Source organism: Mesorhizobium sp. USDA 4775 (assembly GCF_054062655.1).
In genome coordinates this window covers 6,113,389-6,134,212 of sequence record NZ_JBSSFM010000001.1, presented here as the reverse complement: position 1 = coordinate 6,134,212, position 20,824 = coordinate 6,113,389, and the positions used below count along the sequence as shown (strand labels likewise).

General features: G+C 64.8%; 22 protein-coding genes. 11 read left to right on the top strand and 11 right to left on the bottom strand.

Translation table 11 applies throughout. The features are described from left to right. Both fliR and flhA read right to left on the bottom strand, forming a co-directional pair. A complete protein-coding gene (gene fliR / locus ACVILI_RS30135; protein ID WP_038649353.1) occupies positions 1–753 on the bottom strand; it encodes a flagellar biosynthetic protein FliR in 753 nt (250 codons plus the stop codon). Continuing rightward, the gene (flhA, locus tag ACVILI_RS30130; protein ID WP_019860996.1) at positions 750–2,837 is read right to left on the bottom strand and encodes a flagellar biosynthesis protein FlhA; all 2,088 of its coding nucleotides are present in this window, start codon (positions 2,835–2,837) and stop codon (positions 750–752) included. Before flhA ends, fliR begins: the two co-directional genes overlap by 4 nt. Positions 2,838–2,953: 116 nt before the next feature. On the opposite strand from flhA, the gene ACVILI_RS30125 reads away from it, so the two are divergent. Then, positions 2,954–3,253, top strand: a complete 300-nt coding sequence (locus ACVILI_RS30125) for a putative quinol monooxygenase (protein WP_019860995.1) — start codon at positions 2,954–2,956, stop codon at positions 3,251–3,253. Between the two features lie 35 nt (positions 3,254–3,288). On the opposite strand, the gene ACVILI_RS30120 is transcribed toward ACVILI_RS30125, so the two are convergent. Beyond that, positions 3,289–3,768, bottom strand: coding sequence for a MarR family winged helix-turn-helix transcriptional regulator (locus ACVILI_RS30120; protein ID WP_019860993.1), 480 nt, complete (start codon positions 3,766–3,768; stop codon positions 3,289–3,291). Between the two features lie 62 nt (positions 3,769–3,830). Here ACVILI_RS30120 and ACVILI_RS30115 point away from each other — a divergent pair, with 62 nt between their 5' ends. The 10 genes from ACVILI_RS30115 (at position 3,831) to ACVILI_RS30070 (ending at position 13,545) form a co-directional block, all read left to right on the top strand. Further along, a complete protein-coding gene (locus ACVILI_RS30115) occupies positions 3,831–4,559 on the top strand; it encodes an NAD-dependent epimerase/dehydratase family protein (RefSeq protein WP_038649347.1) in 729 nt (242 codons plus the stop codon). A gap of 16 nt (positions 4,560–4,575) precedes the next feature. Further along, positions 4,576–5,088, top strand: a complete 513-nt coding sequence (locus ACVILI_RS30110; RefSeq protein WP_019860991.1) for a cupin domain-containing protein — start codon at positions 4,576–4,578, stop codon at positions 5,086–5,088. A 154-nt stretch (positions 5,089–5,242) separates the two neighbouring features. Further along, on the top strand, positions 5,243–7,024 hold the full coding sequence (locus ACVILI_RS30105; RefSeq protein WP_019860990.1) for a chloride channel protein: 1,782 nt from the start codon (positions 5,243–5,245) through the stop codon (positions 7,022–7,024). 165 nt (positions 7,025–7,189) lie between these two features. Beyond that, on the top strand, positions 7,190–7,849 hold the full coding sequence (locus tag ACVILI_RS30100; protein WP_019860989.1) for a helix-turn-helix domain-containing protein: 660 nt from the start codon (positions 7,190–7,192) through the stop codon (positions 7,847–7,849). Between the two features lie 39 nt (positions 7,850–7,888). After that, positions 7,889–8,965: an extracellular solute-binding protein gene (locus ACVILI_RS30095; RefSeq protein ID WP_457102718.1), complete on the top strand. Its 1,077-nt coding sequence runs from the start codon at positions 7,889–7,891 to the stop codon at positions 8,963–8,965. A gap of 22 nt (positions 8,966–8,987) precedes the next feature. After that, positions 8,988–9,854 (top strand): ABC transporter permease, encoded by an 867-nt coding sequence (locus ACVILI_RS30090; RefSeq protein ID WP_038649343.1) that lies wholly within the window; start codon positions 8,988–8,990, stop codon positions 9,852–9,854. Continuing rightward, on the top strand, positions 9,854–10,651 hold the full coding sequence (locus tag ACVILI_RS30085) for an ABC transporter permease (RefSeq protein ID WP_038649340.1): 798 nt from the start codon (positions 9,854–9,856) through the stop codon (positions 10,649–10,651). The genes ACVILI_RS30090 and ACVILI_RS30085 overlap by 1 nt, the downstream gene beginning before the upstream one ends. Then, the gene (locus ACVILI_RS30080) at positions 10,648–11,763 is read left to right on the top strand and encodes an ABC transporter ATP-binding protein (RefSeq protein ID WP_019860981.1); all 1,116 of its coding nucleotides are present in this window, start codon (positions 10,648–10,650) and stop codon (positions 11,761–11,763) included. The genes ACVILI_RS30085 and ACVILI_RS30080 overlap by 4 nt, the downstream gene beginning before the upstream one ends. A gap of 24 nt (positions 11,764–11,787) precedes the next feature. Next, a complete protein-coding gene (locus ACVILI_RS30075; protein WP_038649337.1) occupies positions 11,788–13,173 on the top strand; it encodes an NAD(P)/FAD-dependent oxidoreductase in 1,386 nt (461 codons plus the stop codon). A gap of 3 nt (positions 13,174–13,176) precedes the next feature. Then, on the top strand, positions 13,177–13,545 hold the full coding sequence (locus tag ACVILI_RS30070; protein ID WP_019860978.1) for a cupin domain-containing protein: 369 nt from the start codon (positions 13,177–13,179) through the stop codon (positions 13,543–13,545). 24 nt (positions 13,546–13,569) lie between these two features. On the opposite strand, the gene ACVILI_RS30065 is transcribed toward ACVILI_RS30070, so the two are convergent. From ACVILI_RS30065 to ACVILI_RS30030, 8 genes are all read right to left on the bottom strand, one after another. Next, the gene (locus ACVILI_RS30065; protein ID WP_019860977.1) at positions 13,570–15,213 is read right to left on the bottom strand and encodes an MFS transporter; all 1,644 of its coding nucleotides are present in this window, start codon (positions 15,211–15,213) and stop codon (positions 13,570–13,572) included. Between the two features lie 265 nt (positions 15,214–15,478). After that, positions 15,479–15,745, bottom strand: a complete 267-nt coding sequence (gene fliQ, locus ACVILI_RS30060; RefSeq protein WP_010911298.1) for a flagellar biosynthesis protein FliQ — start codon at positions 15,743–15,745, stop codon at positions 15,479–15,481. Positions 15,746–15,758: 13 nt separating this feature from the next. Then, a complete protein-coding gene (gene flgD / locus ACVILI_RS30055) occupies positions 15,759–16,166 on the bottom strand; it encodes a flagellar hook assembly protein FlgD (RefSeq protein ID WP_019860975.1) in 408 nt (135 codons plus the stop codon). Continuing rightward, positions 16,166–16,609 (bottom strand): flagellar biosynthesis repressor FlbT, encoded by a 444-nt coding sequence (flbT, locus tag ACVILI_RS30050; RefSeq protein ID WP_038649334.1) that lies wholly within the window; start codon positions 16,607–16,609, stop codon positions 16,166–16,168. The genes flgD and flbT overlap by 1 nt, the downstream gene beginning before the upstream one ends. Continuing rightward, positions 16,606–16,953, bottom strand: coding sequence for a flagellar biosynthesis regulator FlaF (gene flaF, locus ACVILI_RS30045; protein ID WP_019860973.1), 348 nt, complete (start codon positions 16,951–16,953; stop codon positions 16,606–16,608). Before flaF ends, flbT begins: the two co-directional genes overlap by 4 nt. Before the next feature lie 29 nt (positions 16,954–16,982). Further along, the gene (locus ACVILI_RS30040) at positions 16,983–18,026 is read right to left on the bottom strand and encodes a flagellar hook-associated family protein (protein WP_019860972.1); all 1,044 of its coding nucleotides are present in this window, start codon (positions 18,024–18,026) and stop codon (positions 16,983–16,985) included. 3 nt (positions 18,027–18,029) lie between these two features. Further along, positions 18,030–19,484 (bottom strand): flagellar hook-associated protein FlgK, encoded by a 1,455-nt coding sequence (flgK, locus tag ACVILI_RS30035; protein WP_038649330.1) that lies wholly within the window; start codon positions 19,482–19,484, stop codon positions 18,030–18,032. Between the two features lie 27 nt (positions 19,485–19,511). Beyond that, the gene (locus ACVILI_RS30030; RefSeq protein ID WP_019860969.1) at positions 19,512–20,768 is read right to left on the bottom strand and encodes a flagellar hook protein FlgE; all 1,257 of its coding nucleotides are present in this window, start codon (positions 20,766–20,768) and stop codon (positions 19,512–19,514) included. Positions 20,769–20,824: the final 56 nt, after the last annotated feature.

The following is a 20,824-nucleotide window of genomic DNA, read 5'->3' as shown; positions in this document are numbered from 1 at the left end:
TCACCTCGCCAAAGTCAGGTCGACGAAGCCGTCGACGAACAGCGACAGCATGGTGCCGATGGCGAAATAGAAGATGATCATGCCGCCGGCGATGACGAAGGGCTGGGAGATGAAATAGATCGGGATCTGCGGCGTCAGCTTGTTGACGAAGCCGATCGTCAGATTGACCAGAATGGCATAGGCGACGAACGGGCTGCCGAGGCGGATGACCAGGAAGAAGGTGTCCGACACGGTGTCGGTGATGTCGACCAGGGCGGCCTGCGGGTTGAAGAAGACGTTGACCGGCGCGACCGTGTAGGACGCCACCAAAGCGCGGACGATTTCGTGGTCGAAGTCGAAGACGAACAGCATCAACAGCGCCGAGAACGAGATGATGGCGGCGAGCGCCGCCTGCGGTTCCGGTTCCTCGATCGCCGGCCCGCCCGAGCCGCCATAGCCGATCAGCATGGCGATGGCCGAGCCCATGAAGCGCAATGCCTCCATGTAAAGCCTGGTCATGGCGCCGATCAGCCCACCGACCAGCAGTTCCGATATGATCATCGGCACCAGGATCTGCGGGCGCGGATCGACGAAGGGAATGATGCGGTCCCACAGGAACGCGAGCAGGCCGCCGGTGGCGGCGACCGCCACGAACAGCCTGACCTGCACCGGCACGCGGGCGCTGGACAGGCCCGGCATCAGCATGAAGCAGGCGCCGATGCGGCAGAAGGCGAGGAACGCCGCGATGACGACGCTCTGCGAAAGAACGCTCACGATATGGTCCCGAGCACCCTGATCTCGACGCCCTTGGCGATTTCGACATGCGAGAGCACCGGCAGCGTGGTGAACAGCCGCTCGATGATCATGCGCACATAGGGGCGGGCGTCCGGCGCGGTGACGAGAACGAAGCGCTCGCCCGCCTCGAGGAATTTCTTGATCGCCTTGGTGGCGTCCTGGCCGAATTCCTCGAGCTGGCGCGGGTCGATGTCGAACTCGCGCACCTCGCCCTTGGCGTCGCGCTTGAGGCTTTGATGGAAGGCGAGATCCCAGCGGTTGCCGAGGCGCAGCACCTTGAGCACGCCGCCTTCCGAAAGATCGCCGCAGATCTGCTGGGCCATGCGGATGCGGACGTGCTCGACGATCTGCTCGGTGCGGCGCACATGCGGCGCGATCTCGGCGATGGCCTCGATGATCAGATGCAGATTGCGGATCGAGACGCGCTCGGCTAGCAACAGCTTCAGCACCGCCTGCAGGCCGGGATAGGAGATGTGCGTGGTGCAGATTTCGTCGGCGAGCTTGCGGTATTCCTGGTCCTGGCGTTCGAGCAGCGCCTTCATGTCCTTGTAGGACAGAAGCTGCGGCAGGTTGTTGCGGATGACTTCCGAGAGATGGGTGAGCAGCACGGACATGTTGTCGGCAAAAGTGTAGTTCTCGCGCTTCAAATCCTCGGCGAAGGTTTCCATGACGGAATAGGCGCGCATGCCGAAGGCCGGTTCGCGGATCTCTTCGCCGGGGATTTCGGGTACGTCGCGGCTGCCGAGCAGAACCATGATCTCGCCGACGCGCATCGAATATTCGGCGACCACCGTGCCGTGCACCTTGATCTGATAGCTCTTCGGCGGGATGGCGAAATCGTCGGCGACACGCACTTCCGGCACGACGAAGCCGTATTGCTGGGCGAATTTCTTGCGCATCTTGGCCATGCGGAAGACCAGCTCCTGATGCGAGACCAGAAGCCGGGTCGACAGCTGCTTGCCGATCAGCAGTTCGATCTCGGCGGTGGCGAGCGAGGCCTTGACCGAGTTCTTCTCTTCCTCGGCCTTGGTCGCCTTTTCCTGCGTCTTCAGCGCCTCGGCCTCGGCGAGGACGCGGTTGGCGCGCATCGGGATGATGTAGCCGAGGCCGGCCATGCCGCCGGCCAGCGCGAAGAAGGGGAACAGCGGCAGGCCGGGCATCAGGCCGAGCAGCACCAGCAGCGCCGCCGCCACGTAAAGCGCACGCGGATGGGCGCCGAGCTGGCCGAACACGGCCTGGTTGGTCGAGCCGCGGGTGCCGCCCTTGGAAACCAGCAGGCCGGCGGCAAGCGAAACGATCAGCGCCGGGATCTGGGTGACCAGACCGTCGCCGACCGACAGCTTGATGAACACGTCGGCGGCCTGGCCCATGCCCATGCCGTGCCTGATGTAGCCAATGGCGATGCCGCCGACGATGTTGATGGCGGTGATGATGAGGCCGGCGATGGCGTCGCCGCGCACGAATTTCGAGGCGCCGTCCATCGAGCCGAAGAAGGAGCTTTCTTCTTCCAGTTCGCGGCGACGCAACTGCGCGGTCTTGTCGTCGATCATGCCGGCGGAAAGGTCGGCGTCGATCGACATCTGCTTGCCGGGGATGGCGTCGAGGGTGAAGCGGGCGCCGACTTCGGCGATACGCGTTGCGCCCTTGGTGATGACGATGAAGTTCACCACGATCAGGATCATGAAGACGATGAGGCCGATGACGAAGTCGCTGGCCATCACCAGCTTGGAGAAACCGGCGATGACATAGCCTGCGGCGTGCGTGCCCTCATTGCCATGCGACAGGATCATGCGCGTGGTGGCGATGTTGAGGGATAGTCGCAGCATCGTGGCGATGAGCAGCACGGTCGGGAACGAGGAGAAATCGAGCGGCCGCTGGATCCACAGCGCCACCATCAGGATCAGCACCGAAAGCGCGATCGAGAAGGCGAGGCCGATGTCGATGAGGAAGGCCGGGATCGGCAGGAACAGCACGGCCAGGATAATGACGATGCCGAGCGCGAAGAAGATGTCGCGGCCATTCTTGGCCACCGCGCCGGGCTGGATGCTTTCGCTGATCGCCATATAAGTCCTCGAACCATAGGCTGCCGCGCATGGGACAGCCCGGCGAGGGTAGTTGGCCAAGCTTGCGCGAGGGTGGGAGAGTGGCTAGATCGACGATCCCGCAAGAAGGAAGACCCATGCTTCTGATCATCGGCACGATCCGTTTGCCTGCCGGAAAGCTGGAGGAAGCAAGGCCGGTGATGGAGCGCATGATCTCGGGCAGCCGCGCCGAGGATGGCTGCTTGGAATATTCCTATGCGCGCGACGTGCTCGATGCGGGGCTGATCCGGGTCACCGAGGTGTGGCGCGACAGGGCCGCGCTCGATGCGCATTTCCGCTCGCCGCACATCGCCGAGTGGCGCGCGAGCTGGCCGGCGCTTGGTATCGGCGAGCGCAATCTCGTGCTGTATGAAGCCGGTGAGCCCATGCCGACCTGATCGACCGCTCTCGGCTGGACAGCAACCGGGGGCAATCAGGACTTGGCTGTGGCGGCTGTGGCGACGCCGACCAGCCAGCGCCTGACGGCGCGTTCTTCCGCTTCCGACAGCCCCTGCGTCAGCTCGCTCTCGATCGCCTGCACGCGCAGACGGCAGGCGTGCAGCAGTGCGCGACCGCTGTCGCTGAGATCGATGTGCTGGATGCGGCCATGCACGGCATGCGGCTTGCGCACCAGCGAGCCGGCCCGTTCGAGATTGGCGACGATGACGCTGAGCGTTTGCGGGGTGAGCAGCGCCATCCGGGCCAGATCGGCATTGGAGAGGCCGGGATAGGCCGCAAGCATGGTCAGCGTGGCAAATTGCGGCTGCGTCACGCCGAGATCGCCCAGTGCCCTGTCCATCCTGAGCCGATGCGCGCCGGCGGCCTGGCGCAGGAGATAGCCGAGATAGCCTTCCTCGCCGCGTTTGCCTTCGCCGGGGGCGGGTATCGATGCGTGCGGATTCGGCTTGCGCATAATGTAAGAGCTCTTATATGTTGTTCGTGCACTGATATTAGGACATTAAGGAGTCCCTGACGATGGGTCATCGGATCTTTCTTGCCGGCGCCTCCGGCGCCATCGGCCAGCGACTGATCCCGCAACTTCTGGCCGCCGGCCATCAGGTGACGGGCACGACGCGCAACGCGGACAAGGCCGCGAAATTGCGCGCCCTCGGAGTCGGGCCGGTCGTCGTGGACGTCTTCGATGCCGAGGCGCTCTCGCGCGCGATGCTCGCCGCCAAGCCTGATATCGTCGTCCATCAACTGACCGACCTGCCGCCAGGGCTGGATCCGAGCCGGATGGGCGAGGCGGTCGTGCGCAATGCCCGCATCCGCGACGAAGGCACGCGCAATCTGGTCGCGGCCGCCGTCGCGTCCGGTGTCCGGCGCATGGTGGCGCAAAGCATCGCCTGGGCCTATGCACCAGGCCCGGAACCGCATGACGAAGCCGACCCGTTGGATGGCGGCGCGAGCGGCAATCGCGGCATCAGCGTCGGTGGCGTCATTGCCCTGGAAAAAGCCGTTCTCAACGCGCCATTCGCCGGCGTCGTGCTGCGATATGGCCAGCTCTATGGGCCGGGAACAGGAACCGATACGGCCGCCGGCGCATCGCCGGTGCATGTCGATGCCGCCGCCTATGCCGCGCTGCTCGCGCTCGACAAGGGTGCGCCGGGCGCCTTCAACGTGGCGGAACCCAACCCGGCGGTCTCGACGCAGAAAGCGGTCGATGAACTCGGCTGGCGCCCGGACTTCCGTTTGCCTGCCTGAATTCGGAGACATCGATATGATCGGCAATCAAGGTCGCTTGCGCACCGGCCAATCTCTTATCGCCATCAGCGCCGTAGCGGTCCTGTTCGCGCTTGCGGCAAAGTGGGCCGGCCCGGGTTTCACAGGCGTCGTGCCTGACGGCATGGAAACGCACATACATATGGCAAACGCCGATGCGGACGACACCGCCCGGGCACGGCCGAAGACGGTCGTGACGCCGATCTCCTGCGAGAGACTGCCCAACGTGCCGGGCAAGTCGATCACCACCGCGATCGTGGCGTTTCCGCCAAACGGTTTCACGCCTCGCCACCGGCATCCGGGCTCGGTAAGCGCCTTCGTCCTGAAGGGCACGTTGCGCTCACAGCTACAAGGGAGTCCCGCCGGTACCTACAGCGCGGGGCAGACATGGTTCGAGCCGCCTGGCACCGTCCATCTCTTCGCCGAGAATGCCAGCACCACCGAGCCCGCCGAATTGCTGGCGACATTCATCGCCGACGATGATTGCGGGGCGCTGACCATACCGGACTGACGACAGAACCGATTGCCTCCCGATTATAGCGGGAAGACCTCGTCAGCCGGTTTCACGGCCATAATGGCGCCTTTGATGTCGCCATTGTGGTTGTCATGCCGTGCCACCCGGCGTATCAGGCAGGTCTGCCCTTTGATATCGGCGAGCCGCCCGAGTGCTTTCCAGAAACCAGCCACAAGTCTATGCCCGCCGGCTGCGCGCGGTGCTTCTGCGATCAATTCCGCTGCTCGAGGCGCGCGGCATCGCCGTGGTCATGCTGGCGGGCGTCGTCGGCGTCATGGCGGGCATACTGGTCACGGCGATGAGCCAGATCGTGCAGGATCTACACGGGCTGTTGTTCGGCGTTCAGCCCGGCGGCCGGCTTTCCGGCATGTTCTCGCTCGCCAATCCCATGCAGGCTCTGATCCCGGCGATCGGCGGCGCCCTGCTTGGGTTGACGGTGATATGGCTGCGGCTGCGCAAATTCCGCACCCCGGTCGATCCGATCGAGGCCAACGCGCTCTATGGCGGTCGCATGTCGCTGACCGACACCTTCATCATCGCCGGCCAGACGATGATCTCCAGCGGCTTCGGCGCTTCGGTCGGCCTGGAAGCCGGCTACACGCAGGTCGGCTCCGGCCTGGCGTCGCGGCTGGCGCGCATCTTCAGGCTGCGCCGCAACGATGTCCGCGTCCTTGTCGGCTGCGGTGCGGCCGGGGCCATCGCCGCCGCGTTCGACGCGCCGCTGACCGGCGCCTTCTACGGTTTCGAACTGGTCATCGGCATCTACTCGGTCGCCAATGTCGCACCTGTCATGACGGCCGCGATCTCCGCCTCGCTGACCGCGGAAATGTTCGGCGGCGTGCCGTTTCCGTTGGAGCTTTCTGGGCTGCCGCAACTGACCGCCAGCCAATATGTGCCGTTCCTGCTGCTCGGGCTGCTGGGCGGCGCGGCCTCGATCGCCATCATGCAACTGGTGACGCTGATCGAGCGCGGTTTCAACAGGCTGTCGGTCGATGCCTCGCTGCGCCCCGTCGTCGGCGGTGTCATCGTCGGCCTGCTGGGGCTGATCACGCCGCAGGTGCTGTCCAGCGGCCATGGCGCGCTGCACCGCGAATTCGCCATGAACTACGGGCTGACCGTGGTGGCCAGCGTCTTCGTGCTGAAATTGGCGGCGTCGGCCATCTCGCTGGGCTCCGGCTTTCGCGGCGGCCTGTTCTTCGCCTCGCTGTTCCTCGGCGCGCTGCTCGGCAAGGCATTCGCCGGGGTGATGGCGTTGGTTTCCCCGGCGACCGGTATCGACCCTTCGGTTGCCGCCGTCGTCGGCATGACCTCGCTTGCCGTCGGTGTCGTCGGCGGCCCGCTGACGATGACCTTCCTGGCGCTGGAATCGACCCGCGACCTGACGCTTACCGGGGTCGTGCTGGCCGCCTCGATCATGGCGGCGATCCTGGTGCGCGAAACCTTCGGCTATTCATTCTCGACATGGCGCTTCCATCTGCGCGGCGAGACGATCCGCAGCGCCCACGATGTCGGTTGGATGCGCAGCCTGACCGTCGGCTCGATGATGCGCAAGGACATCAAGACCATCGATGCCGCGACGACGCTGGCGGACTTCCGCAAGCAGATCCCGCTGGGTTCGGCGCAGCGCGTCATCGCCGTCGACCCGGGCGACCAGTATGTCGGCGTGCTGATCGTAGCCGAACTGCATAGCGATCCCGCCGGCGGCGAGGTGCCGGTGCGCGATCTCGCGCAGTACAAGGATGCCGTCCTGGTGCCCAGCATGAACGTGCAGACCGCCGCCGAGACGTTCCAGCGCGCCGGCGCCGAGGAACTGGCCGTCGTCGAGGATTTCACCGACCACATCGTGCTCGGTCTGCTCACCGAGGGCCACCTGATGCGGCGCTATGCCGAGGAACTCGAAAAGGCACGCCGGGACCTTTCGGGCGAAGGATAAGGCTTCTCCCTACGCGTCCCCTTGTCAATCGGCTGCGCGGCTTACTCATGCGACCTCTCCGACTTGCAGGCTGGCCCAGCTAGTGGCGCCGTGCTGGCGCCCATGGATGGCTTGTCAGTTGTACAGTGGTACTGTACATAGTGTTAAGTGCGGTGAGGAGACGGCATGAGCAAGGGGTCGGACAAGGCTTCGGCGAAAACGGGCGAGACACCGGCCGCGACGCACGCCCACCAAGTGCTGGGCATGCGCCTCAAGAGCCTTCGCCTCGCCCGCAGGCTGTCCCTGCGGGAGCTTGCGGAAGCAACCGGGACGAGCGCCAGTTTCATCAGCCAGCTCGAACGCGGCCTGACAGGGGCCAGCACCGCCTCGCTCAACCAGATGGCCTCGGCGCTCGGCGTCAGCGTCGCCATGCTGTTCGAGGAAAGCACGGCGCAAAACCATGGCGTTCTGAGACGAAGCGAGCGGCCGAGCCTGCCGCCCAGCGACGGCTGCCGCAAGATGCTGCTGTCGCGTCCGCCGCTGAGCGATATGGAGGTCTATGTCGGGGAATTCGACATTGGCGGCTCGACCGGGCCCGATCGTTACACCCACGGCGACGCGCAGGAGATGCTCGTCGTGCTGCGCGGGGTCGTCGAGGTCTCGCTCGGCGACGCCCGTCACGTCCTCGAGGAGGGCGACAGCATCGAATACACGACTTCGACACCGCATCGCTCAGAGAACATCGGCAGTGGCCGAGCCGAAGTGATGTGGATCATCGCGCCGCCGACCTCGGTGCGCGCCGAGCTTGATCAATACACGGCCTGGAAACCGCTCGCGGCCAGGTAGGTCCAATCCAATGCGGGCATCAATGGGAGAATGACAATCATGCAGAAAACGAAAGCTTTGTATCTCAGCGCCGTGATGGCGCTTGGCGTGCTGGCAACCGCAGCGTTCGCACAGGAGAAGCCGGTTGCGGGTGAGGTCAAGGAGGGGTCGCTGAAGGGCAAGACCCTGACGTTCGTCTCCTATGGCGGCATCTACCAGGACGGCCAGGCGGCCGCGCTGAAGGAGTTCGTCGACAAGTCCGGCGTCAAGCTGCTCAATGACGGTCCGACCGAGATCGCCAAGCTGCAGGCGCAGGTCGAGTCCGGCAATGTCACCTGGGATGTTGTGGATACCGACGACCTGCCGCCTTACGTCTATTGCGGCAAGCTGTTCCAGAAGCTGGATCTGACGAAGCTCGACGTCTCGAAAATCCCGGAAGGCCAGGTCGGCGAGTGCTCGGTGCCGGCGATGAACTACGGCGTCGTGCTGATGTACAACAAGGAGAAGTACAAGGATAACCCGCCCAAGAGCTGGGCAGACTTCTTCGATACGGCAAAGTTCCCGGGCGTGCGCGGGATCGACGGCTCCGGCAGCCCGACGGGCGGCTTGCTCGAACAGGCGCTTAAGGTCGCCGGCGGCGATCCGAAGGCGATGACGGTGGCCGATATCGACAAGGCCATCGATGTGGTCCGCAAGCTCGGCCCCGATACCATCTTCTGGAAGACGGGTGCTGAATCGCAGCAGCTGGCGGAGTCCGGCGAGGCCGACATGCTGATGATGTGGACCGGCCGCGCCATGACCGCGGTCAAGAACGGCGCCAAATACGCGCCGGCCTGGCAGGATTGGCTGGTGGTGATGGACCAGATGACGATCCCGGTCGGCGTCAAGGATACGGACGCATCCTACGCGCTGCTCAATGCGTATCTCGGCAAGCATGCACAGGAGGTTCTGGCGGAGCAGACGTCCTACACGCCGATCAACAGCGACGCGCAGCCCAAGGTCGACGCTTCCGTCTCCGCCTCCCTGACCAACACGCCGGAGCGCCAGAAGCAGGGCTACAAGCAGAATTTCAAGTTCTGGGTTCCGAACTTCGCGGTGGCGCAGGAAAAGTGGTCGGCGCTGATGGCCGGCAACTGACCGGCTGGCGGAGGCAAAGCCCGTGAGCGCGCTCGAACCGACAACGCCTTCCGTCCTGAAACGGGGTTGGCTATCGCGGCCGTTCGCTCTCACGCTGCCGGCGCTGATTCTGCTGGCAGCCGTCATCGGCTATCCGCTGCTCACCATCGTGTTGCGCAGCCTCTCGGAGCCGCAATGGGGCGTGCAGAATTACCTCTGGTTCTTCGGTGCGCCCGTCAATCTCACGGTGCTCCAACGCACCTTTGTCATCTCGGCATGGGTTACGATCGTCTGCGTGGTCTGCGCCTATCCTTATGCCTATCTGATGACCGCCGTCGGGCCACGTGCGCGGCTCGTCCTGGTGCTCTGCGTGCTCATCCCGTTCTGGGTGAGCGGGGTGGTTCGCACGCTCTCCTGGGTTATCCTCTTGCAGGATTCGGGTGTCATCAATTCGCTGCTGCGCGCGGCCGGGTTCGACGGCATCCGTCTGATCCGCACCCAGACCGGCGTGGTCATCGGCATGGCGCAGGTGCTGTTGCCCTTCATGATCCTGCCGCTCTATTCGGTGATGAAAGGCATCGACCTCAGGCTGATGCGGGCGGCGCAAAGCCTGGGCGCCCGGCCTTCGCGCGCGTTCTTTACGGTGTACCTGCCGCTGTCGCTGCCGGGCGTCTATGCCGGCGCGATCATCGTCTTCATCCTGGCGCTGGGCTTCTACATCACGCCGGCACTGCTCGGCGGCCCGCGCTCGACCATGCTGTCGACGCTGGTGCAGACCCAGGTGCTGAGCCTTTTGCAATGGGGCCGCGGCGGTGCCATGGGCGTGGTGCTTTTGGTCACCACCTTCGTGCTCCTGGCGCTTGCGGCGCCGGTGATGCGGTCCAGGTACCGGGAAGCGGGGCGGCGCTGATGGAAATGAAGCCGCTCACACGCGTCATCCTCGGCCTCGTCTGCCTGCTGGTGGCGATATGGCTTGTCGCGCCGACGCTGGTCGTCGTGCCGATGTCGTTCAACGAGAACAAGTCGCTCGCCTTCCCGCCGCAGGGTTTCTCCTGGCAATGGTACCAGAACTTCTTCACCAATCCGGACTGGATGTCGAGCTTCCTGAACTCGGTGAAGGTCGCCTCGATCGTGGCGGCGCTGGCGACAGTGCTCGGCACGCTTGCCGCCTTCGGCCTCGACCGCATGAAAGCGCGGCCGGCCAACCTCCTGCGCATGCTCATGCTGACGCCTATGGTGGTCCCCGGCGTTGTGCTGGCCATTGGAATCTACGCCGTTTATCTCGACGCCCATCTCGTCGGAACGCTGACTGGCTTTGTCCTCGCCCACACCATCCTTGCGCTTCCCTTCGTGCTGATCGCGGTCTCCGCCAGCCTCGAAGTGTTCGACCGGCGCCTCGAGACGGCGGCGGCGAGCCTCGGCGCGGGAGCGCTGACCGCGTTCCGCACGGTGACCTTGCCGCTGATCCTGCCGGGCATCCTGTCCGGCCTGCTCTTTGCCTTCGCCACCTCCTTCGACGAGATCGTCGTGTCGCTGTTCATCACCAACCCCTACCTCAAGACCTTGCCCGTGCAGATATTCTCTTCCATTACCCGCGACGCCGACCCGACGGTTGCCGCCGTCGGGACGATCCTGCTTTTGGCCACCACGATCCTGATCGGCGGCGGCATGCTTCTTCTTGGCCGCGAGCGGAAAGGACCCCTATGAAGCCGGGACAGGAGAGCAAGGGCGCGGCGATCGATCTCGAATCGATCAGCAAGGCGTATGGCGGCTTCAAGGCGTTGGACGGCGTGTCGCTGCGCATCGAGCCCGGCGAGTTCATGACGCTGCTCGGCCCGAGCGGTTCCGGCAAGACCACGACGCTGAATGTCGTGGCCGGCTTCACCGATCTGACGAGCGGCAAGCTGCTGGTCGGCGGCAGGAACGTCGTCGGCGTGCCGGCGCACAAGCGCAACATCGGTGTCGTCTTCCAGCACTACGCGCTGTTCCCGCATATGAGCGTCGGCCGCAACGTCGCCTATCCGCTGACGCTGCGCGGCGTCGATCAGGCAGAGCGAAAGGCGCGCGTGGCAAGGGCGCTCGACATGGTCAAGATGGGCGACTTCGCGCATCGCTATCCCAGCGAATTGTCGGGCGGACAGCAACAGCGCGTGGCGCTGGCCCGCGCCATCGTCTTCGACCCACCGCTGTTGCTGATGGACGAGCCGCTCGGCGCGCTCGACAAGAAGCTGCGCGAATGGCTGCAGCTCGAGATCAAGCGCATTCACCGCGAGCTCGGCACCACCTTCGTCTATGTGACGCACGACCAGGAGGAGGCGCTGGTTCTGTCGGACCGCATCGCCGTGTTCAATCGCGGGCGCATCGAGCAGGTCGGCACCGGCCGCGAACTCTACGACGAACCGGCGACGCTGTTCGTCGGCCGCTTCATCGGCGACTCCACGGTGCTGCGCGGAGAGGCGCGAAGCGACGGCACGAGCACGGCGCTGCGCATTGCCGGCGAGACGGTGACGGCACCGCGCCGGATCGCCGGCGAAGCCAGCCCGGTCATGTTGCTGCGCCCCGAAAAGCTCGCCATCCGCCGGTCCGGCCAGGACGCGGCAGGCACCACCAACCGGCTGCCGGGGACGATCGCGGAGGCCATCTATCTCGGCTCGGGATCGAAATACGAAGTCAGGCTCGCCGACGGCTCCGTGGCGATTGTGCGCTCACCGCTGACCGGCGACAGCTTCGGCCTTGGCGACAAGGTGGAGCTCTGCTTCGACGGTGCCGACGCCAAGCTTCTGGCCGACGACAGCTCGGCCGACGCGACGCTGACCTGATCCAATCAATTCGAAAGTCATCCCATGCAAGCCAAGCGCAACGGCGACATATCGTTCTGGTATGCGGACCTGGGAGGGGTTCCCGCGCCCCGGCCACCCTTGCCCGGTGATATCGAGGCAGATGTCGCGATCGTCGGTGCCGGCTATACCGGCCTGTGGACCGCCTATTATCTGAAGAAGGCGAGGCCCTCGCTGCGCATCGCGCTGATCGAGCGCGAGTTTGCCGGTTTCGGCGCTTCGGGCCGCAATGGCGGCTGGCTGTCGGGCGGCTTCTCCTGGTCGCGCGAAAAATATCTCAAGACCTCGACCCGGCAAGGTGTCAGCGCCATGCAGGCGGCCATGGCGGGCTGCGTCGACGAGGTGATCCGGGTGGCGAGCGCGGAAGGGATCGATGCCGATATCCGCCGCGTCGACAACCTGACGGTGGCCACCAACCCGGCGCAGCTCGAACGCGCGCGCGCGGAGTGCGAAACGATCCGCGCCTGGGATTTCGACCCGACCCGCGTCGAGATGCTGGATCAAGCGGCGACGCGGGCGCGCATCAACATCCGCAATGTCATGGGCGGCTTCGTCGTCCACGGCCAGGCGCGGGTGCAGCCGGCCAAGCTGGTGCGTGGACTTGCCGCCGCCGTCGAGCGCCTGGGCGTGGCGATCTACGAACAGACGACGGTGACGGCCATCGCCAAGGGCAGCGTGACGACGAACCGCGGCACGGTGCGGGCGGAAACCATCATCCGCGCGACAGAAGGTTTTACCGCGGGCATTCCCGGCGAAGAGCGGACCTGGCTGGCGCTCAACAGCGCGCAGATCGTCACCGAACCGCTGTCCGAGGCGCTTTGGCGCCAGATCGGCTGGGAGGGTCACGAGCTTCTCGGCAATGCCGCCCACGCCTATTGCTATGCCCAGCGCACGCGCGAGGGGCGCATCACCATGGGCGGGCGCGGCGTGCCCTATCGCTACGGCTCGCGCACCGACGTCAATGGGCAGACGCAGCAGGCTACGATCGACCAGCTGCATCAGATCCTGACGACGCTGTTGCCGCAGACGGCGAGCTGCCGCATCGAGCACGCCTGGTGCGGCGTGCTCGGCGTGCCGCGCGACTGGTGCACGACCGTCGGGCTCGATCCCGCGACCCGCATCGGCTGGGCCGGTGGCTATGTCGGGCTTGGCGTGTCGAGCTCCAATCTTTCGGGTCGCACGCTCGCCGACCTGATCCTCGGCCAGGACACCGAGCTTACAAAGCTGCCCTGGGTCAACCGCAAGGTCAGGCCATGGGAGCCGGAGCCGTTCCGCTGGCTCGGCGTGCATTCGATGTACCAGCTTTATCGCATCGCCGACGGGCGCGAGGCCGCCGGGCTTGCGCATACGTCGAAACTGGCCGCGCTCGCCGACGGCATTACCGGCCACTGACTGATGGAGACCAGTTTGATCGACCTTTCGACCTTCCACGATCTCGCCAAGGCCGACATCGGCGCGTTCTCACCCAAGCCCACCTCCATCGAGGGGGACCAGGTCGAGGCGGTGCGCTCGCTTTTCCAATCGCCGGACGGGACCGTCGACATCGGCATCTGGGAATGCACGCCCGGCCGCTTCACCGCCGACCGCACGGGTTCGTCGGAGATATGCCATATCATTTCGGGGCGGGTCGAGGTGAGCCGCGCCGACGGCGAGGCGCGTGAACTGGGGCCAGGCGACCTTCTCGTGCTGCCGCGGGGATGGAAGGGCGAATGGCGCATCCGCGAGACCACGCGCAAGCTCTACATGATCCAGTCGGCCGGCTGATCGGCTGATATCAGCTAGGCGGGGTCAGTGCTCGATCGGCCCCTTGGCCATCACCAGTGCTGTGCCGGCGGTGGTCGGACGCTCGATGACGCGACGCACGCGCGGCGGCTCGTCGCCGCTGTGCAGCGCCCGCAAGCGCTCGCCGACCATGGCGTCGGCATGGGTGATGCGGCCATTGTGGCGCACATATTCGAGCCAGGTCGGCGTGTGGTAGTGCTCGATCCATATCGAGGGATTTTCGAGATCGCGCGCCAGTGTCCAGTTGCGGGCGCCGTCGCGGCGGCGGATGCGGCCGCGTTCGGCCATGGTGGCGAGGAATTCCGCCTCGTCCTCGTGGCGGATGATGTATTCGATCATGATGGCGATGGGGCCGCTGCGCGGCTTCAGGTCGAGCGCCAGATGCGGCTCCTTGAAGCGGTTGAGCGGGTCGAGGTTCAGCACCTGCTGCTGCGGCAGCGGCAGGACAAGGCCGATGGCGCCGCCCGCCAGCATGGCGATGGCGGCGGCGATCAGCGCCGTCTCGGCGCCATGCGCATCGGCGACGACGCCCCAGATCCAGCTGCCCAGCGCGATGCCACCGAAGGTCGCGGTCTGGTAGACCGACAGCACCCGGCCGACCACCCAGCGCGGCGTCGCCATCTGCACGGTGACGTTGAAGTGCGAGAGCGCGATCACCCAGCAGGCACCGCCGACCAGCAGGCCGAGCGACGTCTGCCAGGCGTGATGGCTGAGCGCGCCATTGAAGGCGCAGACGGCGAAGCCGGCGAAGGCACAGCGCACCATCGTCTCGCTGGAGAGCAGCTGCCGCAGCCGCACGCTGATCAGCGCGCCGCCGACGGCGCCGATGCCGAAGGCGCCCAGCATGATGCCGTAGGTCAAGGCATCGCCCTTGACGACGTCGCGTGCCACCAGCGGCAAGAGTGCCAGGACGGCGCCGGCGGAGAAGCCGAAGGCTGCGCCCCTGACCAGCACCTTGCCGATATTGGGGGACATGGCGACATAGCGCAGGCCGGCACCCATGGCAGCGCCCAGCGACTCGCGCGGCAAGGTCGACACCGGCACATCCGGCTTCCAGCGGGCCATCACGATGATGAGGCCGATATAGCTCACCGCGTTCGCCGCGAAGGCGGCCGCGGCGCCGGCAGCCGCGACGATGATGCCGCCGATCGCCGGGCCGACGCTGCGTGTCAGGTTGAAGCCCATGGAGTTCAGCGCAACGGCCGCGGGCACCTTGTTGCGGGGAACCATGTCACCGACTGACGCCTGCCAGGACGGGCTGTTGAGCGCCGTGCCGCTGTCGATCAGGAAAGTGAAGGCAAGCAGCGTCCAGGGCGTGAGCAAATTGTAATAGGTGAACACCGTCAGAAGCACCGAAACGACCAGCATGAAGGTCTGCGCCACCAGCATCACCTTGCGCCGGTCGAAGCTGTCGGCGATGGCGCCGGCGACAAGCGCGAACAACATGATCGGCAAGGTCGTCGAGGCCTGGACCAGGGCGACCTGATAGGGCGAGGTGGCGATCGTGGTCATCATCCAGGCTGCGCCGACGCCCTGGATCAGGCCACCGAAATTGGAAACGAGACTTGCCGACCAGACGGCGCGGAAAATGCCATGCCGGAACGGCGCCAGCGCCGAAACGCCTTCGCTGTCCGGTTTCTCGTCAATCATGGATGGGTTCCTGCCAGAGCGTGCTGATCCTTGCGGTTTCTCCGCATCGTTTGCCGAAACTATGGCATTGCGCCGCAAAGGGCGAACGTCATGCGCGGAAGATCATGGTCCAACAAGGGGATAGAGGAGGGCCAGCTTTGCTGTGAGGGGCCGGGTTCATCCGCGCGCAGCATGCCTTGCATGCCGCGATGAAATCGGCCGATAGCTGGAGCCGTTCTTTCGCGCCTTCATGTTCTGAAGCGGAATGTGCTTTTCCGCGACTTCTTCAGAACCCGTTCTGGATGCGCTGGAAGATGACGTTGGTGAAGGCCGATATCTGGCCGCCAATGAACGGGCCTGTGAGCGCCACCACCAGCATGATGGCGACAATCTTCGGCACGAAAGTCAGGGTGATTTCCTGGATCTGGGTCAGCGCCTGGATGAGGGCGATGCCGATGCCGACCGCCATGGCGACCAGCACCACCGGAGCGGACGCGGTCAGCACCGTCCACACCGCGTACTGGACGATGTCGAGGGCGTCGGCCTCGTTCATGCGGGCGGTTGGCCTAGCTTGCCGGCTTGATCGACACGCCCGGGCCGACGGGGACCTTGGTGCCATCTTGCAGCACCGCGATCAGTCCGCTGCTGGCGAGCGTCACCGAAGCCACTGTTCCGGTGGTCTTGCCGTCGGCCGACGTGATCGAGCGGCCGATGATCGCATCGGCCTGCGACAGCGCCGAGGACTGCATGATCTGGTCGAGCTTGGTGTTGGTCTGCACCGATTGCTCGACCTGCGAGAAGGTGGCGAGCTGGGCGACGTACTGCGTCGAATCCATCGGCTTGGTCGGATCCTGGTTCTTCATCTCGGCAATCAGAAGCTTCAGGAAGGACTGGTAGTCGACCGCCGTCTTCGAGGTCGACGTGGTGGTCGAATTGGCGCCAACCGGTATCGTCGTCGTCATGTCCACGGTCATCAGTAGCGTGCTCCCACGGCCAGCGGGCGCGGTTCGCCCGGAACATCGTCATTGCCGCCAAGCGCGCGGCGTTCGAGAGGATAGAGCGAACGGATCGCCTTCAATGCCTCGTAAATATGATCCTCGCCGACCATACGGTCGATCTGCTTCAGTGCGCTGCAGATATCAGCGTCCTCGAAACTTGCGATGAGCAACGGCAGCGAGCGGCGGAACATTTCGCGGGCGTCATCAGCGCCGGCCGGGTTGATCAGCATGACCTGCACGATGAAGTAAAGCTGCCTGAGCGGCGTCGACGCCTGGTCGGCCTGGATCACATGACCTTCGAGCAGGAACTGCACGTCGTTCATCAGTTCAATGGTGACCTTACGGTCGACGCGGATGACCGCGCCGTTGATGTAGATCTTCTCGTTGGGCTTCAGCGATATCTTCAGCGTGTTGGTCATTGAATGCCGTCGCGGATGATCTGGGACACTTCGATCAGCCCTTCGAAATTGTTTGTGCGGCCCTGGCGGATGTCCTCCGCCTCGCGCAGCAGCCAAAGGCCGATGGAAATCAGGTTGGCACGCAATTCCTTGGGAAGCGCATTGTCGCTGGAGCCAAGATCCTCGACGAAGATTGTCCAGACGCGGTTGGTGAAATTCAGCGCCTCGATCGCCTCCATCGAATCCTGGCCGGCCGTGGCGGCCGCCGACAGCATGTCGATCGAGCGAGTCAGGAGTTCGCGCTCACGGTCCTTGGCGTCCGAGACGGAGGTGCTTTGGACATCGGCGTAGGAGAATTGATACATCGTCGGCTCTACCGTTCCGCTGGAAGTTGTCAGGTCAGGTAATTCAACAGGCTGAGCTGCTGCAGACGCGCTGTCAGGGCGAAGGACGTCTCGATATGCTGAGTCAGATCCGCGACTCTGGTGGCGGCCGTGGCCGGGTCGACGGCTTCGAGATCAAGGATATGGCGTTCGAACAGATCGATCTGCGTCTTCATGCGGTCGCTGGCATCGGAGACGCGCTTCTGCACGATACCGGTCTCCGACTGGACCTGGGCGATGCCGCTCAGCGCCTCGCCGACCAGTGTCTGCGAGTGGGTGACGATGCTGTCCTTCGCCGCCCGGCTGATGTTGCTGGACATCAGGCTGGAGACCATTGCCGCGGCCATGGCGAGCTTCCTGATGCCGTCACTGTTGGCGCTGGTCGAGGTCTCGGTGGTTTCGTTGAGCGCGATGCGGCTGACGATCTGCTGGTCGGTGGCGTTTGACATATTGGTCTGCCAGCCGGCGCCGAGGAACTGCGGCGCAACGTCGTTGGTGATGAAATCGTCCATCTGGGCGGCGGTGATGTTGGCCGCTGCCGGATCGTTGGGCGTGAAGCCGAATTTGGCGACGAAGGAGGCGTCGAAGGCGGCCTTGGCCGGTGAGCCGGCGGCCGTGAAATCGTTGATCGGCTTGACGTCGGTGTTGGTGCCGGCAAACAGATATTCGCCGTTGACGCTGGTGTTGAGGATCGAGGTCAGCTGCTGGAGGGTCGTCTGGCCGGTCGACTGCGTCAGGCTGTTGGAGTTGTCGCCCGATGATGCGGTGGTCAGGGCGGACAGGAAGGTCTGCGCCACGCCGGAGAGCTGGCCGAGCGACGTCTGCGTCGACGCAAGCCTTGCGGTGACCAGCCCGTTGGAATCGACGATCACGTTCAGCCGGTCGAGGTCGCGTGAAAAGGTGACGGACTGGGCGGTGCGTCCGCCCAATGCCAGGCCGACATCGGCGACCCTGCCGGTCGAGGATTCTTTCGTGGCTTTGACGAGGTCGGCCTGCATGCGCATCTGTTGATAGCGCATGGCGTTGGTGAGGGCGGCCGAAGAGACTGAAGTCATGGGTTATCCCACCGCGTTCAACAGGGCCGTCATCATGTCGTCGACGGTCTTCATCATCCGGGCCGATGCCTGATAGGTATGTTCGAGGTCGAGCATCAGCGACATTTCCTGGTCGACATTGACGCCGGTCGCATTGGATAGCGCCTCGGAGCTGCGCTGTGCCAGCGCTTCCTTCGCGTCGGCGGCGGTCGAAGCCTGCTGGCGCATGCCCTGCAGCCAGCCGATCGAATTGGCGGCGTAGTCGGAAACGCTTGATGTTGCCGAAATGCCGGCGGCGGGGTCGAACGTCATCGGCTGGTCGAGCCGGTCGCCATAGGCAATCAGAAGGCTGGAATAGGAAGCGCCGCCGCTGGTGTTGGCGACATAGGCCGCACCGTTGGCGCCGCCGTCGCGCAGCAATGTCGGATTGCCGCCGGCGCTCGGATCCATCGCCGCATTGATGCTGATCGTGCCGGCCAGGCCATTGACCAGCGTGCCCGCAGCCGGCACCGCCGGCGCGCCGGACCAGGTGAACAGGCCGGCGGCGTTGGGCATCGAGGGCGCGGTCTCGGCAAAGGCCGTGATCAGGCCGCGCGCGGTCTCGTCGAGCTGGCCCTGCATGGTCGAGGCGACGCCGTCGCGCAGCTGCAGCAGGCCGGCAAGCTTGCCGCTGGCGGTGGTGTTGCCGCCGCTTCCCGCCGAGACCGGCACATTGTCGATATAGATGGTGTTGCCGGGGGCACCGGCGGCATAGCCGGCCGCCGGCTTGAAGCTCACCGTGCGCGGTATCGTCTCGAACAGCGTGGTGCCGTCACCCGTGGTGATGACCATGTCGTTGTCGCCGCGCGTGAAGGTCGATATCGGAACATAGTCCGCGATCTTCTTCAGCAGCGCGTCGCGCTGGTCGAGCGCATCGGAAACATCGGTGCCGGAACGGGTTCCGGATATGACCGCCTGGTTGGCGTCCTGGAACTGGCCGAGCAGCGAGTTGAGGTCCTTGACCGCCGTGTCGATCTGGCCGTCGGTCTGGGTGCGGAAATCCTGAATGGCCTTGGAGCCTTCATTCAGGGAGCGCACGACCTGCTTGGCCGTGTCGATGACGCTGGAGCCGAGATTCTGGTTGGACGGCGAGGTGGCGTAGAGCTGCAGCGCCTGCTGCAGATTGGCGATGGCCGTCGAGGGCGAGGAGGCATTGTCGACGCCGTTGACCGAAACGTCCAGCTGATCCATGCCGCTGTAGAGCGCGTTCTGGCCGCTATAAGCCGACAAGGCACCGAGATTCTGCCGGAAGAGCAGGTCGTTGGCGACGCGCTGGATATCAACCGAACGCGCGCCGGGCGCCGTACTGGTGACGACGGCGATGCGGCGCGCATAATCCGGATTGGAGGCGTCCGAGACGTTGCGCGTGACAACGCTGGTCTGACGCGCGGTACTCATAAGCGCCGATTGGGCGATGCTCAATGCGGAAGATAACGACATGCTGGTCTTTCACGGGCCACGCCCGGTTTATCTCTTCAGGTTGACAAGGACGTCCATCAGGTCGGAACCGGTCTGGAAGACTTTCGAATTGGCGGTGTAGCTGCGCTGCGCCGCGATCATGTCAGTCAATTCCTCGGCGATATCGACGTTTGAATTCTCGAGCGCGCCGGAGATGATTGAACCGGCCTTGCCCTCATTGGCGAAGCCGACACGGATCGCGCCGGAATCGGTGCCTTGCGCATAGACATTGCCGGGCAGGGCCTTGAGCTGGTCCGGGCTTTGCACGTCGGCCAGAGGGATCTTGTAGAGCGGCTTGGTGGAACCGTCCTTGTACTGGGCGTAGATGGTGCCGTCCTTGCTGATCTGGACCTTGTCGATGGTGCTGGGCGCGTTGCCATTGACCTGGGCGTCGGAGACCGTGAAGCCTGTGCCGAGCTGCGTCAGCTTCGACAGGTCGAGATTGAGGCTCGCGCCACCCGGCACGGTGAATGAAACGCCGGTGGTCGCGCCGGTGAGCTTGCCGGTCGTGGTGTCGAAGGTCAGGTTGGCCGTGCCGAGGGCGCCGCCGGTGTAGGGGAACGATGTTCCTGGCGTCGCCTTCGACTGATCGAAAACCGCCACCTGCCAAGTGCCGGCACCGGTATTGGTGAAATAGACGTCGAGCAGTTTTTTGTTGCCGAGGTTGTCATAGGCGACCATCGACGATTTCGAGGTGTACTGCGCCGTGGCGGCGTTGGCGCCGGGCAGGTTGGCGGCGACGACCGGCGTCGCACCCGCTGGCAGATTGCCGCTGTAAGTACCCTGGGTGCTTGGTGTCGCGGTTAGGCCCTGGTCGGAGATGACGACCGGCTCCAGGCCTTCGAAGCCGTTCACCGTCGCCGCCGGGGTGCCATTGGCGTAGCTGTAAGCCATCAGCTGGAAGCCGGCCGCGTTGACCAGCCTGCCCTGTGCGTCGGGGACGAAGGCGCCGGCGCGGGTCAGGAAAGGCGTGCCGCTCGGATCCTGGACGACGAAGAAACCATCGCCGCTGACGGCAAGGTCGGAGACAGAGGTCGTGTACTGCAGCACGCCCGGATCGCTCACCGCCTGCCGGATCGTCGTGGTGACGCCGCCGGAATTATAGGCGCCGCCCGTCGACGGCATGATCAGGGTCGAGAATTCGGCCGAGGACCGCTTGTAGCCGGTGGTGTCGGAATTCGCGATGTTGTCGGCGGTTGTCGACAGGCGGTTGGCCTGGGCGTTCATGCCGGAAACGCCGGTCCGCATCATTCCGTAGAGGCTCATCGAGATGTCTCCGCAATATCCATGCCACTGGTGGCGAGGCTACGCGTCCTGTCTTG